The sequence below is a fragment of the Nocardia sp. NPDC051750 genome (assembly GCF_044453135.1).
Lineage (GTDB): Bacteria > Actinomycetota > Actinomycetes > Mycobacteriales > Mycobacteriaceae > Nocardia.
The window spans coordinates 1,043,006-1,058,871 of the sequence record NZ_JBITCK010000003.1; the positions used below are offsets into that span (position 1 = coordinate 1,043,006).

12 protein-coding genes are annotated in these 15,866 nt (G+C 67.6%); 5 read left to right on the top strand and 7 right to left on the bottom strand.

Going from position 1 to position 15,866, the window contains the following annotated elements:
• Positions 1 to 23: 23 nt before the first annotated feature.
• Positions 24 to 869, bottom strand: a complete 846-nt coding sequence (locus ACIA75_RS18020) for an aldo/keto reductase (RefSeq protein WP_397105393.1) — start codon at positions 867 to 869, stop codon at positions 24 to 26.
• A gap of 616 nt (positions 870 to 1,485) precedes the next feature.
• On the opposite strand from ACIA75_RS18020, the gene ACIA75_RS18025 reads away from it, so the two are divergent.
• The 3 genes from ACIA75_RS18025 (at position 1,486) to ACIA75_RS18035 (ending at position 7,085) form a co-directional block, all read left to right on the top strand.
• The gene (locus ACIA75_RS18025; RefSeq protein ID WP_397105395.1) at positions 1,486 to 2,517 is read left to right on the top strand and encodes an NAD-dependent epimerase/dehydratase family protein; all 1,032 of its coding nucleotides are present in this window, start codon (positions 1,486 to 1,488) and stop codon (positions 2,515 to 2,517) included.
• A 69-nt stretch (positions 2,518 to 2,586) separates the two neighbouring features.
• Entirely contained in the window at positions 2,587 to 5,871 is a 3,285-nt protein-coding gene (locus ACIA75_RS18030) for a protein kinase (protein ID WP_397105133.1), read from the top strand.
• Between the two features lie 173 nt (positions 5,872 to 6,044).
• On the top strand, positions 6,045 to 7,085 hold the full coding sequence (locus ACIA75_RS18035) for a phosphotransferase family protein (RefSeq protein WP_397105135.1): 1,041 nt from the start codon (positions 6,045 to 6,047) through the stop codon (positions 7,083 to 7,085).
• A gap of 389 nt (positions 7,086 to 7,474) precedes the next feature.
• Here the strand turns inward: ACIA75_RS18035 and ACIA75_RS18040 are convergent, their stop codons facing one another.
• Positions 7,475 to 8,044 carry a helix-turn-helix domain-containing protein gene (locus tag ACIA75_RS18040; protein WP_397105137.1) on the bottom strand — a complete coding sequence of 190 codons (570 nt, stop codon included), beginning with the start codon at positions 8,042 to 8,044 and terminating at the stop codon, positions 7,475 to 7,477.
• A 79-nt stretch (positions 8,045 to 8,123) separates the two neighbouring features.
• Here ACIA75_RS18040 and ACIA75_RS18045 point away from each other — a divergent pair, with 79 nt between their 5' ends.
• The gene (locus ACIA75_RS18045) at positions 8,124 to 9,041 is read left to right on the top strand and encodes an NADP-dependent oxidoreductase (RefSeq protein ID WP_397105139.1); all 918 of its coding nucleotides are present in this window, start codon (positions 8,124 to 8,126) and stop codon (positions 9,039 to 9,041) included.
• Positions 9,042 to 9,202: 161 nt separating this feature from the next.
• Here ACIA75_RS18045 and ACIA75_RS18050 read toward each other — a convergent pair whose 3' ends face one another.
• Together ACIA75_RS18050 and ACIA75_RS18055 are read right to left on the bottom strand one after the other, a co-directional pair.
• Complete coding sequence (locus tag ACIA75_RS18050; RefSeq protein WP_397105141.1) at positions 9,203 to 9,700, bottom strand: VOC family protein; 498 nt, start codon at positions 9,698 to 9,700, stop codon at positions 9,203 to 9,205.
• 127 nt (positions 9,701 to 9,827) lie between these two features.
• Complete coding sequence (locus tag ACIA75_RS18055; RefSeq protein WP_397105143.1) at positions 9,828 to 10,823, bottom strand: GlxA family transcriptional regulator; 996 nt, start codon at positions 10,821 to 10,823, stop codon at positions 9,828 to 9,830.
• Positions 10,824 to 10,877: 54 nt separating this feature from the next.
• Between ACIA75_RS18055 and ACIA75_RS18060 the strand changes: the two genes are divergently transcribed.
• Entirely contained in the window at positions 10,878 to 12,173 is a 1,296-nt protein-coding gene (locus ACIA75_RS18060; protein WP_397105145.1) for an MFS transporter, read from the top strand.
• A gap of 127 nt (positions 12,174 to 12,300) precedes the next feature.
• Here the strand turns inward: ACIA75_RS18060 and ACIA75_RS18065 are convergent, their stop codons facing one another.
• The 3 genes from ACIA75_RS18065 to ACIA75_RS18075 are packed head-to-tail and all read right to left on the bottom strand — an operon-like array spanning position 12,301 to position 15,865.
• Entirely contained in the window at positions 12,301 to 13,995 is a 1,695-nt protein-coding gene (locus ACIA75_RS18065) for a dipeptide ABC transporter ATP-binding protein (RefSeq protein ID WP_397105147.1), read from the bottom strand.
• On the bottom strand, positions 13,992 to 14,909 hold the full coding sequence (locus ACIA75_RS18070; protein WP_397105149.1) for an ABC transporter permease: 918 nt from the start codon (positions 14,907 to 14,909) through the stop codon (positions 13,992 to 13,994). The genes ACIA75_RS18065 and ACIA75_RS18070 overlap by 4 nt, the downstream gene beginning before the upstream one ends.
• Positions 14,906 to 15,865, bottom strand: coding sequence for an ABC transporter permease (locus ACIA75_RS18075; RefSeq protein ID WP_397105151.1), 960 nt, complete (start codon positions 15,863 to 15,865; stop codon positions 14,906 to 14,908). Before ACIA75_RS18075 ends, ACIA75_RS18070 begins: the two co-directional genes overlap by 4 nt.
• Between the last annotated feature and the right edge of the window lies 1 nt (position 15,866).

Genomic DNA, 15,866 nt, shown 5'->3' on the forward strand with positions numbered 1-15,866 from the left:
GCGGTTCCACTTCCCGGGCGAACTCACGCTTCGGGAATCTCGATGCCGAATTGCTCGAGGGTGATGGCGGCAGGCTCGGGGCCACCCCGGACTCCCGTGTCGAGGCCGTCGATAGCGTCGAGCTGCCCGGCGGTGAGTTCGAAGTCGAAAATATCGAAATTCTCCGCGATCCGGGCGGGCCGCACCGATTTCGGGATCGCCTGACGTCCTTGCTGCAGATGCCACCGCAGCATCACCTGAGCGGGTGACTTACCGTGCGCTGTGGCGATCTCGCCGATCACCGGGTCCGCCAGCGTGGATCCGTGCGTCCCGTCCCGGTAGAAGGTGATACCGCCGATCGGTGACCAGGCCTGATTGAGGATGCCGTGCTCGGTGTCGACCGCGAGCAGTTCGGACTGCCGGAAGTAGGGGTGCACCTCGATCTGATTCACCGCGGGCACGATCTCGGTCTCGGCGAGCAGCCGGGTGAGGTGCTCGGGCATGAAGTTGGAGACGCCGATCGCGCGCACCCGGCCGTCGGTGTACAGCTTTTCCAGCGCCTTGTACGCCTGCACGGTCCGGTCGAACTCGCCCGGTAGTGCCTGGTGCAGGATCAGCAGGTCGATCCGGTCGATCCGGAGTTTCCCCGCGGATTTGTCGAAGCCGTGCAGGGTCTCGTCGTAGCCGTAATCGCTGATCCAGATCTTGGTTTCGACGAAGACCTCGTCCCGGGCGATCCCGGAGTGGCGGATCGCCTCGCCGACCTCGCGTTCGTTGCCGTATGCCGCCGCGGTATCGATATGGCGGTAGCCGGTCGCCAATGCCGCGCTCACCGCGGCGATTGTCTCGTCCGGTGGGGTCTGGTAGACGCCGAATCCCAGGGCGGGCATCGTGACGCCGTTGTTGAGAGTGAAAGTATCCACGGGTGTGCTCCTCGGTTTCTCGGACGGGGCCTGGATCCGGTTCCCTCGCCTGAGGGCCATCGCGTCGCTTTTCGATCGTTCGGGGAAGCTGGGGCGCAGACGTCGGCTTTCCACCCTCCCGGACCGTGGCAGGGCGCACAAGCACCTCGCGTGATTTCCGCGAGTTCTCGGCCGTCGCACGGCGTGGTGTCCCTGCCCTGCACCATGATCTCGGTGCGGAGGACGCCGAACGCACAGGTCCGGGTCGCTGGGTTCCGGTGTCGGCCGAGCCGGCCGGCGGCGCGCAGCAGGATCTCGTTGAGGGCGAGGTGCCGGGGCCGGACCGGCGTGAAGGCGATGACCTCGGCGATTTCCTCAGCTACAGCAAGTGGGGGTTGGACAAGGGCGTGGACAGGTGTCCATGGTTTGCCTACTGTTCTTGGCCGGGGCGGCGATCAGTGCTGGTCCGCCGAGCGTAGGAAAACGAACTGAGGTGGTCGACGATGACCGGTTTCGTCACGCGGCAGCGGCATTGCCCGTCGGGGACGGTGGGCAGGCTCCGATCGGCGATCCGGTGACGGCAGCCGATGGCGACCGGGATCCGGTGGCCCGCAAACTGGTGATCGGCGCGAGTGGGTTCCTCGGTTCGCATGTGACCCGCCGTTTGGTGGACAGAGGGGCGCAGGTCCGGGTAATGGTCCGCGAGTCCAGCTCGCTGCGCGCCCTGCAGGACCTGGACGTGGAGATCGTCACCGGGAGTATCGAGGACGCGCAGTCGCTGCGGGCAGCCATGCAAGGCTGCGACATCGTGTACTACTGCGTCGTCGACGCCCGGCCGTGGTTACGCGACCCGGCACCGCTGTTCCACACCAATGTGACGAGTCTGAACACGGTGCTGGAGGTGGCGGTCGAGGCCGGCCTGCGGCGCTTCGTGTTCACCAGTTCCGTAGCGACGCTGCCCATCGGTGCCGACGTGCTCGACGAAACGACCGGGCCGCACAACTGGGCCCGCGCCGGCGGCGCCTACGTGCAGTCCCGAGTCCAGGCGGAGGAACTCGTCCTGCGATACGCACGCGAGCGCGGGTTGCCCGTGGTTGCCATGTGTGTCGCGAACACGTACGGCGACGGTGACTATCTGCCCACACCACACGGCGCCTTCATCGCGATGGCCGCGCGCGGGAAACTGCCGTGTTATGTGCGGGGTGTCGGCGCGGAGGTCGTCGGAATCCGTGATGCGGCGGAGGCTTTGGTGCTGGCGGGGGAGCGTGGGCGAGTCGGGGAGCGCTATATCGTTTCCGCGGGTTTCCGCAGTACCCGCGACCTGCTCGAGATCGCCGCATCGGTGACCGGGGCGGCTCCGCCGAAGTACGGAATACCGCGTGCGGTGCTGCCGGTGGCCGGAATCCTGGGCGAGTTGGTCGCGCGCGTCCGCGGCCGGGACAGTCGGATCACCCGGGTGACGATGCGTCTGATGCATATCATGACCCCGCTCGATCATCGGAAAGCCGAACGGGAACTCGGCTGGCGGCCGCGACCGATCGAGGAGGCGATCCGCGACGCCGCGCTTTTCTTCACCACCCGCCGTCGCGGACGAGACAGTTCTGCCGAGACACCTCCTCGTCGTCCGGCGATATAGTGAAGCTACCGAAAGGCAAACGCATGACCCCTATCGCGCGCGAAGAGATTTGTCCGGCCGGATTCGGCGATGGCCGGTGATGATGGGCTGCGGACCCAGCGTGAGACGACGACGCTCCTCACGGAATTGGCTGCGGTCGGATTCGCGGATGCGGTGGAAATCGGCCGGGGTGGATTCGGGGTCGTCTACCGTTGTAGGCAGGTAGCGCTGGACCGGACTGTGGCTGTGAAGGTGCTGACCGCGGATCTGGATGAGGACAATCGGGCCCGGTTTCTTCGGGAGCAGCGGGCGATGGGCCGGGTGACCGGGCATCCGAACATTGTCATCGTACTCGAGGTGGGCTCGGTCGCCGACGGGCGTCCCTATCTCGCGATGCCGTATCACCCGTTGGATTCCCTCGAAGCCTGGATCCGGCGCCGTGGGCCGCTGTCTCCGGAAAATGTTCTGTGGATCGGAATGAAAATCGCCGGTGCCCTCGAGACCGTGCATCGCCTCGGCATCGTGCATCGAGATGTGAAGCCGGGAAATATCCTTCTCACCGAGTACAACGAACCGGCATTGACCGATTTCGGCATCGCGCATATCGGCGGCGGATTCCGGACGACCGAGGGAACGTTGACCGGTTCGCCCGCGTATACCGCGCCGGAGGTGCTGGAGGGTGCGGCGGCCACGCCCGAGGCCGATGTCTACGGGCTCGGGGCGACGCTGTTCTCCGCGCTCACCGGACATGCCGCCTTCGAACGTCGGCGCGACGAGAATGTGGTGACGCAGTTCCTGCGGATCACCACCCAACCTGTGCCCGACCTGCGGGACAGCGGTATCGCCGACGATGTATCGGATCTGGTGGAGGCGGCGATGAGCCGGGATCGCCGCGCGCGTCCTTCGGCGGCAGCCCTGGGTGAGTCCATTCGGGAGGTGCAGCGTCGCCGCGGGTTCTCGACGAACGAGATCGCGCTGTCGACAGATCCGCCTCCCGAACCCGAGGTCCGCAGTAACCCGGTGCGCGGCAGGCGCCGGCCGGCGGCGGTCGGCCGGAAGGGAGGTGGCAATCTGCCGCTGGAGCTGACCGGTCTCGTCGACCGCCGCGCCGAGTTGGCGGAAGTGAAGAGTCATCTGTCCGGATCTCGTTCGGTGACGCTGACCGGGACCGGGGGTGTCGGTAAGACACGTGTGGCGTTGCGGGCCGCGGCGCAAGCTCGGCGCGATTTCGCGAAAGAGGTGTGGCTGGTCGAACTGGCCGATGTGACCGACTCATCGCTGCTGGTCGGTACGGTGGCGGCGACCATCGGTCTACGGGACGACTCGGCGAGGCCCCTCCTGGAGATTCTGGTCGACTACCTGAGTTCGCGCGAGACGCTGCTCGTCCTGGACAACTGCGACCAGGTCATCGACGGTGTCGCGGAGCTGAACGAAACGCTCCTGCGGTCCTGTCCGGGGGTGCGGTTGATCGTCACGAGCCGGGAGCCGCTGAACACTGCCGGGGAAGCGGTCCTGCGGGTATCACCATTGGGAGTTCCGGATCCCGATCGTGACCCGTCCCTGCAGGGGCTGCCCCGCTTCGACGCGGTGACCTTGTTCGCCGAGCGTGCCGCGGCAGCGGTACCAGGATTCGAGCTCGACGAGAACAACAAGGAGGCGGTGACCAAGATCTGCGCCGGGTTGGACGGGTTGCCGTTGGCGATCGAGCTGGCCGCGGCTCGACTGCGCACGATGTCGCCGCAGCAGATCCTGGACCGGCTGCGGGATCGGTACGCGCTGCTGACCAGCGCCGTCCGGACCGCGCCGGCCCGGCAACGATCACTGGAGCTGTCCGTCGACTGGAGTTACGACTTGTGTTCTGTCACCGAACAGCGCCTGTGGGCCCAGCTGTCGGTGTTCGCGGGTGGCTGCGAACTGGAGGCCGCAGAACAAGTGTGCACCGGTGATCTGGCGCCACACCGCTTTCTCGATGCGCTGTCTTCGCTGGTGGACAAGTCGATAGTGGTCCGGGAAGAAGCGGGTTCGGTCGTACGGTTCCGGATGCTGGAGGTCCTGCGGGCTTACGGCCGGTCGAAGCTGCAGGAATCCGGTGAATATCCTGACTTGCGGCGCCGGCATCGCGATTGGTATCGGCAGTTGGCGCTGACGGCGGAAGCCGGCTGGATCAGTCGTGAGCAGCCGGAGTGGGTCGACCGGCTCGGACGTGAGCAACCCAACCTGCGGGAGGCGCTCGAATACTGCCTGTCCGAGGATACCGAGGAGGCGGGCGAAGCGGGTTTGCAGACCGCCTCGGCGTTGTGGGAGTTCTGGGTTTTTCGTGGCCTGTACGGCGAGGGACGGACTTGGATAGAACGCGTGCTCGCACATCCCGGCGCGCGATCGATACCCGACCGTGTGAAGGCGCTCCGTGTCGGCAGCCAGCTGGCGGCGATGCAAGGCGCCTTCCAGTCTGCGGACATGCTGCTGCGCGAGGGGCGGGAGCTGACCGAACACTCTCCCACACCGATGTTGCGGGCGCAGATGGACCATGCTTCGGGCGCCCTGGCAGTCGCCCACAGCGAACCGGAGCGTGCTGCCACCTACTTGGAACGTGCCATCGACGTGTACAGCGCGGACAGGACAGGGCACCTCCATATCCACGCCTTGAACGCGCTCGGCTGGACCTATGAACTGCGCGGCGACACAACGAAAGCGATCGAGCATCAAAGAAATCTGATCGCCATCACCGAAGAGTGCGGTGAACTGTTCTACCGTTCGGTGGCATTGCGGAGCATGGGCGTGGCCGAATGGCGGCGCGGTGAGGTGAGCCGTGCGCAAGAGCTCATCCACCGAAGCTTGCGCATCGACCAGCCTCTGGACAGTCCGATCGCGGTGGCATTCGGACTGGAGGCGATGGCATGGATCGCCAACGATTGCCACGATACCGAGCGAGCGGCGGTCCTCATGGGTGCCGCCCGCGAAATCTGGCCGGTGCGAAGCAGCCTTACCAGTGTCTTCGCCAATTTCTCACGCTTCCATGCGGAATGTGAGAAATCGGCGCGAACTGCTTTGGGCACAACGAAATTCATGAGGGCATTCCAGCGAGGTCAGGCAATGGATACTGCCGCTGCGAGAGCGTACGCACTGAGTGAAGCGCCGGCCGATGCGGCAGCGGAAAAAGGTTCGACCACGACGTTGACCAGGCGTGAACGGCAGGTCGCCCACCTTGTTGCCCGAGGCCTGAGCAACAAGCAGATCGCCGCCGAGCTGTTCATCTCACCGCGTACCGCCCAAGGTCATGTCGAACATATCCTCACCAAATTGGGATTCACGTCCCGCACCCGAATTGCGGCCTGGATAGTGGATGAAACCGACCGGAGCGGCCCCCGGCCGTGACTCGAGGAGTTGTGAGGTTACTGGCAAGGCAGATCGTGATGCCATGACCCTGCTGCTCGCGAGCCACTAAATATGGAGCACTAGCGAAAAACGTCTCATATGACGCAGACTGGTCGGGCACGGGCCGCCACGCAGTACGGCGCCGGTGGCAGAACCCGAGGAGCGGCAATTCGATGACCCATGACGACAGCGACCTACCGGCAGCCCCGAGCGTCGCCGCCGGTATCGACATCGAGCGGGTCACCGCCTGGTTCGCCGAACACGTCCCCACGGCCGCGCCACCCCTGCGGTTCGATCTGATCACCGGCGGCCGGTCCAACCTCACCTACCGCGTCCACGACGAATCCGGTGCCCGCTGGGTCCTGCGCCGCCCGCCCACCGGACATGTCCTCGCCTCCGCCCATGATGTCGTACGCGAGTTCCGGATCCTCGACCTGCTCGCCGGCACTCCGGTTCCCGTTCCCCCGGTCCTGGCCTGCTGCACCGATCACGCCGTGACCGGCGCCGATTTCTACGTTATGGAGTACGTGGACGGTACCGTCCCCGACGATGCCGCATCGGCCGCCGCCATCCCCCGGGAGAGCCGCGCCGACGCCTCCCGCCATATCGTCGATACCCTCGCGGCCGTCCACGCCGTCGATACCACCATCGGGCCGCTGGCCGAGCTGCGCCGGCCCGGTAGCTATCTGGAACGCCAGCTGCGCCGCTGGCATCGGCAGCTCACCGCCGGAGGTGTCGGGCCCGGACCCCTCTGGGAGGTCCACGACCTCCTCACCCGCCGGATGCCGGGTGAGCGCTGGACCGGGATCGCCCACGGCGACTTCCGTCCGGGCAATCTGCTGATCGGGACCGACGGAACCGTCCGGGCGGTGCTGGACTGGGAGTTGTGGACAGTCGGCGATGTCCTGGCCGATATCGGCTGGCTCACCGCCGCCTGGACCTCGGCCGAACCGTTCGGCTGGGCTCCCGACCCCGCCGCGGGCTACCTCGATATCGACACGGTGCTCGCACGCTACGTCGATGCCACCGGCCGGTCCCTCGACGATCTGCCCTACTACCAGGCCTTCGCGCTGTGGCGGCTGGCAGCCATCGCGGAAGGTGTGGCGGCGCGTTTTCGCGCCGGCGTGATGGGTGAACAGGATATCGATGTGACGGAACTGTCGGAGCGCCCCGCCCGGCTCGCCGAAGCTGCGCGTGCGGTACTGATCGGCTGAAACAAGCAGCGGCACACACGCGCAACTCCTCACCTGTGCGCGCGCTGGGTGAATGATGCGCTCGGCCGGTGGCGGCCGGGCCCGACGCCTCGAACTGCTTGTCGGTCGTCCGGGCCGCCGGCAGCGTTGTTGCCACCCTCGACGTCAGCCGGCCGGGATGGTCACCACGTTGCAGGAGATTGCTGCCGGTGGCCGATGCGCGGTGGATCAGCGGGTGGGTGCTTCCAGGTACGCGGCCAGTGCGATGATCAGAATGGCCAGTGAGAAGATCGCGAGGTCCATGCGGGTGGTGTCGGGTGGGCAGCACTGAACGCCGGCTCTCTGCGCTGGAGCCGTGGGCGTCGGCGACTACTGCGTCCTGCCCGAAATGCGGTCGAGCTTGCGTGTCGTCAGCACAAGGCGGTGGCCGCTCGTACCTCGGTGAGTGCCTGGCGCCCGAGTTCGGCGAAGCTGTCGCCGTTGGCCTCATCGCTCCAGCGCTCGTAGGCGAGCTTCCAGGCGAGCACGCCGAGCTCGGCGGCTACCCGCGCGGTCAGGCCGGGAATGCCGCGGCGCTCGAGCGCCTCGCTCATCGCCGCGGTGAGGCGGAGTCCCTTCAGTGCGTCGCGTTCGCGTAATTCCGGGTTGGCGGCGATCACCGCCGATCTCCGGGTGCCGAAATCGTGGCGGTCGGCGGTGAAGACTTCCCTTCCGGTCGCCTCCAGCACATACGCGACCATGTCGAGTGGACCGGCCCCGGCCGGCGCCGCTGCGATGCCTTCGGCGATCAGCCCGGTCACTGCTCCGCCACCGAACAGCACCTCCCGCTTGTCCGGGAAATGCCGGAAGAAGGTGCTCTTCGTGAGTCCGGCGCGCTCGGCGATCTGGATCACGGTCGTGTTGTCGTAGCCCTGCTGTTCGAACAGTTCGAGGGCAGCGGTAGCGAGTCGCTCGGATGCATGGGGTTGCCAGCGGGCCATGGGAACAGAGTACGGGACTTTGTCTCGTCACTGAGCTACAGTGATGGGACCAAGTCCCATCGCACTGTTGGAGAATTTCATGAGCCGCGCTGTTGTCTACGAAACGTTCGGCGGTCCCGAGGTACTGGAGTTGCGTGAGGTGCCGGAACCGCATGCCGGACCGGGCGAGATCCGCGTCCGCGTCACGGCCTCGAGCCTGAACCCCATGGACTGGGGTATCACCGCGCGACCCGAACTGGCGGCCGGGTTCGGTATCACCCTGCCCGCCGGTTTCGGTTACGACTTCGCCGGGATCGTCGACGAGATCGGGGCCGGTACTACCGGGTTCGCGGTCGGCGAGCGCGTCTACGGCGGCGCACAGGCCAGAGCCGCCGCCGATTTCGTGGTGCTCGGGGCGACCGAATCGGTCTGGCACACACCGGAGGGCATCAGCGACGAGGTGGCCGCGGCAATCCCGGTGGCCGGTCTGACCGCCTCCGCCGCACTTGCGGCCATCGAGTTGCGGCCCGGCGATACCGTCCTGATCGGCGGTGCCGCGGGCGGGGTCGGAGTGTTCGCCGTACAGCTCGCACGGCTCGCGGGTGCCCGGGTGATCGGGACCGCCTCGGAAAGTACATTCTCGTTCCTGCGCAAGCTCGGCGCCGAACCCGTCGCCTACGGCCCCGGACTGGCGGACCGGGTGCGGGCCCTGGCGCCGGAGGGCCTCACCGCGGCCACCGACCTGTTCGGTACCGAAACGACCGAGGCCGCGCTGGCACTCGGCGTACCGCCCGGGCGCATCTCCGCCATCGCCGCCGGCCCCGACCCGGCCGGTGGCGTGCACGCCACCGGCGGCTTCGACGCGGACCCGCAGGCCACCGTGCGAATAACCGAGGCGATCCTGGCCGGCACACTCACCGTGCCGATAGCCGCGACCTTCCCGATCGAGCAGATCCGCGAGGCCGTGACAGTACAAGCCGGGGGCCACGTCCACGGCAAGATCGTTGTCACGCTGTGACGCGGCGGCTGGTAGGAATCTCCACCCTTCAGGGTGGGGAGGACGTCAAATCCGGCTGTTGCTCCCCAAACTCACCGGGACCTTGACAATCGAATTCGCGCACGCCGCCGTGGACAGTGCGCTGCTCAGCGCGACAGGCTGACTGCGCCGAGGGAAGTGGATCAGGTCGCCGAACCGGCGGCGGCGCCCGTCGTCAGGTCGGCGCCCCAGTGGGCGATGGCCGCCTCGAGATCCAAGGGCCGGGGACGCATATCGTCGGTGTCGGGCCAGTCGGCGCGGGGGACGCGCCACATCACCTCGAACTCGTTCCCGTCCGGGTCTTTCGCGTAGAAGGACTTGGACATGAGGTGGTCCGAGGCGCCGACGAGAGCGTTGCGTGCCGTCAGCCGGCGTCCGGTCTCCGCGAGTTCGGTGAGCGTACCGACCTCCCAGGCGAGGTGGTACAGGCCGACGACGCCGGGCGGTGGGCTCGGCGCGTCGTTGCCGAGGGCGAAAAGTCCGAGGTCGTGGTCGTTTTCGGAACCGGCAGCGCGGAGGAAAGCGGCCTGGCCGGGGATGTGATGGGCGATGTCGAATCCCAGGGTGCCGGTGTAGAAGTCGACGGCGCGGTCGAGGTCACGGATGTAGAGAACGGCGTGGTTGAGCCGGCGCACGGTCATATCGCGATCCTTTCTGTCCGTCCACAAGGGTGGGCGGAGTCGGTGACTCGGGGGTGGTGGGAGCCGACCGCCCGCAGGTGGCGGCAGCGTCCTTCGGGCAGCGGTGGATGGGCTCGGGGGTCGCGACTCATGTTCCGGCGAACGTTTTCCGGTATGCCGACGGCGACATTCCGAGACCGCGCCGCATATGGTGGCGGAGGTTGTCCGGCGAGCCGAGTCCGGAGATCTCCGCCACCTCGTCGACCGAGAGATCGGCGGATTCCAGCAGTTCTCGGGCGCGGTCGATTCTGCGGTCGCGGATCCAGGCTCCGGGCGATATTCCGGTTTCGGCCCGGAACCGGCGGCTGAACGTGCGCGGGCTCATCCGGGCCCGCGCGGCGAGCACCGAGACGTTCAGCGGTTCGGCCAGGTGGGCCAGGGCCCAGGCCCGGGTGGCCGCCGTACTCCGTTCGTCGTGGTCGGGTACGTGGTGCTCGATGAACTGGGCCTGTCCGCCTTCGCGCCACGGGGGCACGACACAGTAGCGGGCCACCCGATTCGCGACAGTGGCCCCGTGGTCGCGCCGGATGATGTGCAGGCAGAGGTCGATACCGGCGGCCAGGCCGGCCGAGCTGAGCAGGTTTCCTTCGTCGACGAAGAGCACGGACTCGTCGAGGTCGACCGCTGGGAACAGGCGGCGGAAATCGTCGGCGTATCGCCAGTGGGTGGTCGCACGGTGGCCGTCGAACAGGCCGGCGGCGGCGAGCACGAAAGCGCCGGTGCAGATGGACACGGTGCGGGCACCGGCCGGAATCGTGGCCAGGGCGGCGGCGACCTCCGCGGTGAGTTCACCGGTGTGCCGCGCTGAAAGTAATTTGGTCCCCGGCACGATCACGGTATCGGCGGAGGCGAGCACGTCGGCCGACACCTCGGCGACGAGGGAGTACCCGGACGTGGCGCGGACCGGACCGGGTTCGAGGGCGCAGGTCACGACCTCGTAGAGCGGTGTGCCGTGGTCGTCGGTGGCCTGTCCGAACACCAGCGGGGGGATGGTCGCGTCGAAACCGACCACCGGCTCCAGCAGCAAGACCGCGACACGATGTGGGCGCGGACGCTCGCCGTTGGTGGCATGATTTTCATGCATATTGTCGATTCTGCCACTGGTAGTCCGGTGCGTGCTACCGGATGCTGGATTCTCGTGAAGACAGATATCGATGTCCGCGCGACACCGGGCCGGGGTGGTCGGCGGGCGGGCCTGCACTACGCCTGGATCGTGGCCGGGGTCAGTTTTGTGGCGATCCTGGGGGCGGCGGGCTTCCGGGCGGTGCCGAGCGTCATGATGACGCCGCTGCACGGCGAGTTCGGCTGGTCGCATGCGACCATCGGCGCCGCGATGTCGGTGAACATGGTGCTGTTCGGTGTCACCGCGCCGTTCGCGGCGGCGTTGATGGACCGGTTCGGCGTGCGGCCGATCCTCACCGGAGCGCTCGTGCTGATCGCGACCGGAACCGGCGTGGGTGTGTTCATGACGGCGAGCTGGCAGATGGTCCTGCTGTGGGGTGTTCTGGTGGGGCTCGGCACCGGCTCGATCTCGATGGGTTTCGTGGCCACCGTCTCGACGCGATGGTTCGTCGCCCGGCGCGGACTGGTCACGGGTGTGCTCACCGCGGCGAGCGCGACGGGCCAGCTCATCTTCCTGCCCGTGGTCGCGGAGGCGACCGATCGCCTCGGCTGGCGCTGGGCCTCCCTCATCGTGACCGCCGCGGCACTGGCCGTGATCCCTTTCGTCCTGCTGTTCATCCGCGATCGACCCGGTGATATCGGCGTCACGGCCTACGGCGGCGATCCGGGCGCCCCCGCGGAACCACTACCCAACGGCAGCTTCGGGGCGGCGGCGAGCGGACTGTTCCGGGGCGCCCGGGTGCCGGCCTTCTGGTTGCTCGCGGGAAGTTTCGCCATCTGCGGTATGACCACGAACGGCCTGATCGGGACCCACTTCATCCCCGCCGCCCACGACCACGGCATGCCCACGACACTGGCGGCCTCGCTGCTGGCCACGGTCGGCATCTTCGATGTGGCCGGCACGATTTTCTCCGGCTGGCTCACCGATCGCGTGGATGCCCGCCTCCTGCTGGTGGTCTACTACCTCGGCCGAGGTGCGTCGCTGCTCGTACTACCGGCCCTGCTGTCACCGCAGGCCGGGCCGAGTACTTGGGTGTTCATTGTGTTCTACGGTCTCGACTGGGTGGCGACGGTACCCCCGACGATCGCGATCTGCCGGGCCTGGTTCGGGGCGTCGACGCCGGTGGTGTTCGGCTGGGTGTTCGCCGCCCACCAGCTCGGTGCCGCGGTGGCCGCGTTCGGCGCGGGGTATGTCCGGGATGCGAACGGCTCCTACGATATCGCCTTCTTCGTCGCTTCCGGTTTGTGTGTGGTCGCCGCACTCCTGTGCGCCGGAATCCGGATGCCGAAGCCCATCGCCGAGACAACCTAGCCGAGTATCGACGCATTCTCGCCGCTCCCGTCCGGCATGGTCGCGGCACACGGTGATCGGGTTTCCACGGGCCCGGGAAGGTACGTCTTTCCGATTCGCCGGGTGGTTGCGGCTGGTCGAACCCGTGTCAGGCCGGTACCGCAGGCCTTCCCGTCCGGCGGCGATCCGGGTCGGGTACGGGGACGGCGGCCACCAGATCGCGGGTGTAGTCGGTGGCGGGTCCGGCGAAGAGGGTGTCTGCGTCACCTGTCTCGACGAGCCGGCCGGATTTCAGCACGGCGACGCGGTCGGACACTCGGCGCACCACGGCGAGATCGTGACTGATGAACAGCCCGGCGAAGCCGAACTCCGCCTGCAGGTCGGCGAAGAGTTCGAGCACGCGTGCCTGCACCGAGACGTCGAGCGCACTGGTCGGCTCGTCGGCGATGAGCAAGTGCGGGTTCGCCGACAACGCGCGAGCCAGGGCCACCCGCTGGCGCTGACCGCCCGATAGTTCGTGGGGCAGCCGGGACGCGAACGCGGTGGGCAACTGGACCGCCGTCAGTAGTGTGGCGACACGCTGCGCGCGGGACCGCCGATTCCCGATGTTCTGGACCTCCAAGGGTTCCCGGATCGACTCGGCGACGGTGCAGCGTGGATCGAGCGACGCGGTCGGGTCCTGGGGCACGAAAGCGATGCGCCGGCGCACCTGCTTGAGCTCTGTTCGGGACAGCTGCGACAGGTCGTTGCCGTCGACGAGAATGCGGCCGGCGGCCAGGGGCAGCAACCCGCCGATCGCGCGGCCGAGAGTCGTTTTGCCCGAACCGGATTCGCCGACCACGGCGAGCACTTCGCCGGGCGCCACCCGAAGCGACACCTCCGAGAGGGCGGTATGCGGGGGAGCGCCGAACCGGCCCGGGTGGCGCACGGTGACGAGGTCGACCTCGACGGCCGGCACCTGGCCGTCGAGCCGGCCCGTCTCCGCCGCGACGGCGACCTCGTGGCCGCCGCGGACCGTCGTGTCCAGGCGCGGGACCGCGGCGAGCAACTGCCGCGTATACGGCTCCTTCGGAGCAGCGAAAACGCTGTGCACGTCGCCCTCTTCGATCGTCTCGCCGAGATGTACGACGACGACCCGGTCGGCGATCTCGGCGACCACGCCGAGATTGTGGGTGATCAGCAGGATGCCCGCTCCGGTCCGGTCGCGCAGCCGGACGAGGAGTTCCAGGATCTCCCGCTGCACCGACACGTCGAGCGCGGTCGTCGGCTCGTCGGCGAGAAGCAGCGCCGGATCGCTCGCCAGCGCGAGCGCTATCACGATGCGCTGCTTCTGACCACCGGACAGCTGGTGCGGGTAGTACGAGACGCGAGTCTGCGGATCCGGGATCTCGACGAGCTTCAGCAATTCCACTGCCCGCCCGCGTGCGTCGGCACGCGACAGCTTGCGATGCCGGGTGAGCGCCTGACGCAACTGCCAGCCGATCGTCTGCGACGGATTCAGTGCAGTCTGCGGCTCTTGGAAGATCATCGCGACCCGCTTGCCGCGGATCCGGGTGAGTTCCTGTTCGCTGCGATCGAGGACTTCGACGCCTTCCACGCGAACCGAACCCGTCGCGGTGGCCCCGGCGGGAAGCAGCCCGATCGCGGCGCGCGCCGTGATGGTTTTGCCCGACCCGGATTCACCGACCAGGGCGACGATCTCGCCGCGCCGGACCCGCAGGCTGATGCCCGCGACGGCCGGGCGCGGATAGTCGAACCCGACATGCAGATCGTCGATGACCAGAGCCGGGACATCGGTGTCCGCCGGCTCGGCGGTGGACGGGTGAATGCTCGGCGCGGTCATCGATGGTTCCTCCGGTCGTCGGCGATCGACTGGGCGATCAGGTAGAGGCCCAGGACGAGGGCCGAGATGACGATCAGTGGCCCGATGGCGAACCAGGGGTTGCTCTCCAGGTAGCTGTTACCCGCCGCGACCAGGCCACCGAGTGATGGCGTGGGCGGTACGACGCCGATCCCCAGGTACCCCATGGCCCCTTCGATGAAAACCGCGAGGGACAGTGAGAGCGCGAACTGGACAAAGAGCGCCTCGACCGAGTTCGGCAGCACATGCTTGGCGAGGATGCGGCCGGTGCCCGCACCGCTCACCCGGGCTGCTTCGACATACGGTTGTTCGCGGACGCGGAGCACCGAAGTGCGGACGAGTCGGCCGAAGGTGGGGATTTCGGCGATGGCGATGACGACGGCGACGGTGACCGCGCCGGGTCCGAGGATCGCGGTGAGGGCGATACCCAGGACGATCGCGGGGAAAGCGAGGATCACATCGAAGACACGCTGGGTGATGCCGTCCAGCCCCGGGATCGACACCGAGAGGAGCCCGGCGAGCGTGCCGATGGCCGCACCGATGGGTACGGCGATCGCGATGATCAGCAGGTTCACCTGGATGCCGGAGAGAACACGGGCGAGGACATCACGGCTCAAGTCGTCGGTGCCGAACAGGTGATCGCCACTGGGTGCCAGCAGGTAGGCGCCGTCGATCTGCTGCTGTGGTTCCCACGAGACGAGCAGCGGTCCGATCAGTCCGGCGAGGACAACGCCGAGCACCAGAATCGAACCGACGAGGCCGGACCCGCGGAACAAGCTGCGGAACACGGACCGGCGGGGGTTGCGCTCGTCGCGGTCGGCCGGTGATTCCGGGAGCAGCCCGGGTTCGATATCGTCTGCCGGCTGCTGGTCTACCGGCTGGGTGATGGTGGTCATCGGTTGCCCGCCAATCGGATTCGGGGATCGAGCCAGGCATGCACGATGTCGGCGATGAGTTGGATGAGCACGAAGACCGCGACCGAGATCAGGATCAGGACCTGGACGAGGGGATAGTCCCGCGAGGAGATGCCCTCTTCGGTGAGCAGGCCGAGGCCGGGCCAGCCGTAGATGGCTTCGACCAGGACCGCGCCGCCCAGTAGCGTGCCGATGATCAGGCCGAACGCGGTGATCGTCGACGGCAGTGCGTTGCGCAGAGCGTGCTTGAGCACCACGTCCCGGCGCGACGCACCGGTGGCGATCGCGGTGATCACATATGGCTGTTCGAGTTCGGTGCGCAAGGCCTCGGTGAGGAAGCGGGCGAGCATCGCGCCGGCCGGAAGCCCCAGGGTGACCGCGGGCAGCAGCAGGTATTGGGCGGAGATCCACAGATCGTCGGTGAGGCCGGCCGGTGGGGCGCCGCCCGCGGGCAGCAGCCGCCAGCTGATGCCGAACCCGACGATGAGCAGGGTGCCGACGACGAAGGTGGGCAAGGCGATCGCGACGGCGTTGACCCCGGTGAGCACCGCGTCGAGCACTCGGTTCGGGCGAATGGTGGCCGCCAGGCTCAGCGCCAGACCGAAGACGATCGCGAAGGCCACACCCGCTGCCGTCAGGATGAGCGTGTTGCGGAGGCCGAAGGTGACGAGATCACCGATACTGCCGCCGACCTGGTAGCTGGTACCCAGATCGAAGGTCAGCACCGAACCGAGCCACGAGAAGTACTGCACGAAGAATCCGCGGTCCAGTCCGAGGTCGTGGCGGATTGCCGCGAGCGCCTCCGGCCCGGCATCCGGCCCGGCGAGGGCCACCTCGGGTCCGCCGGGGATGAGCCGGAGGACCGAGAAGATGAGCAGCGATGCGGCGAACAGGACGACGACTGCCGTCGGGATCCGCCGGAGCAGGTAACCGGTCATT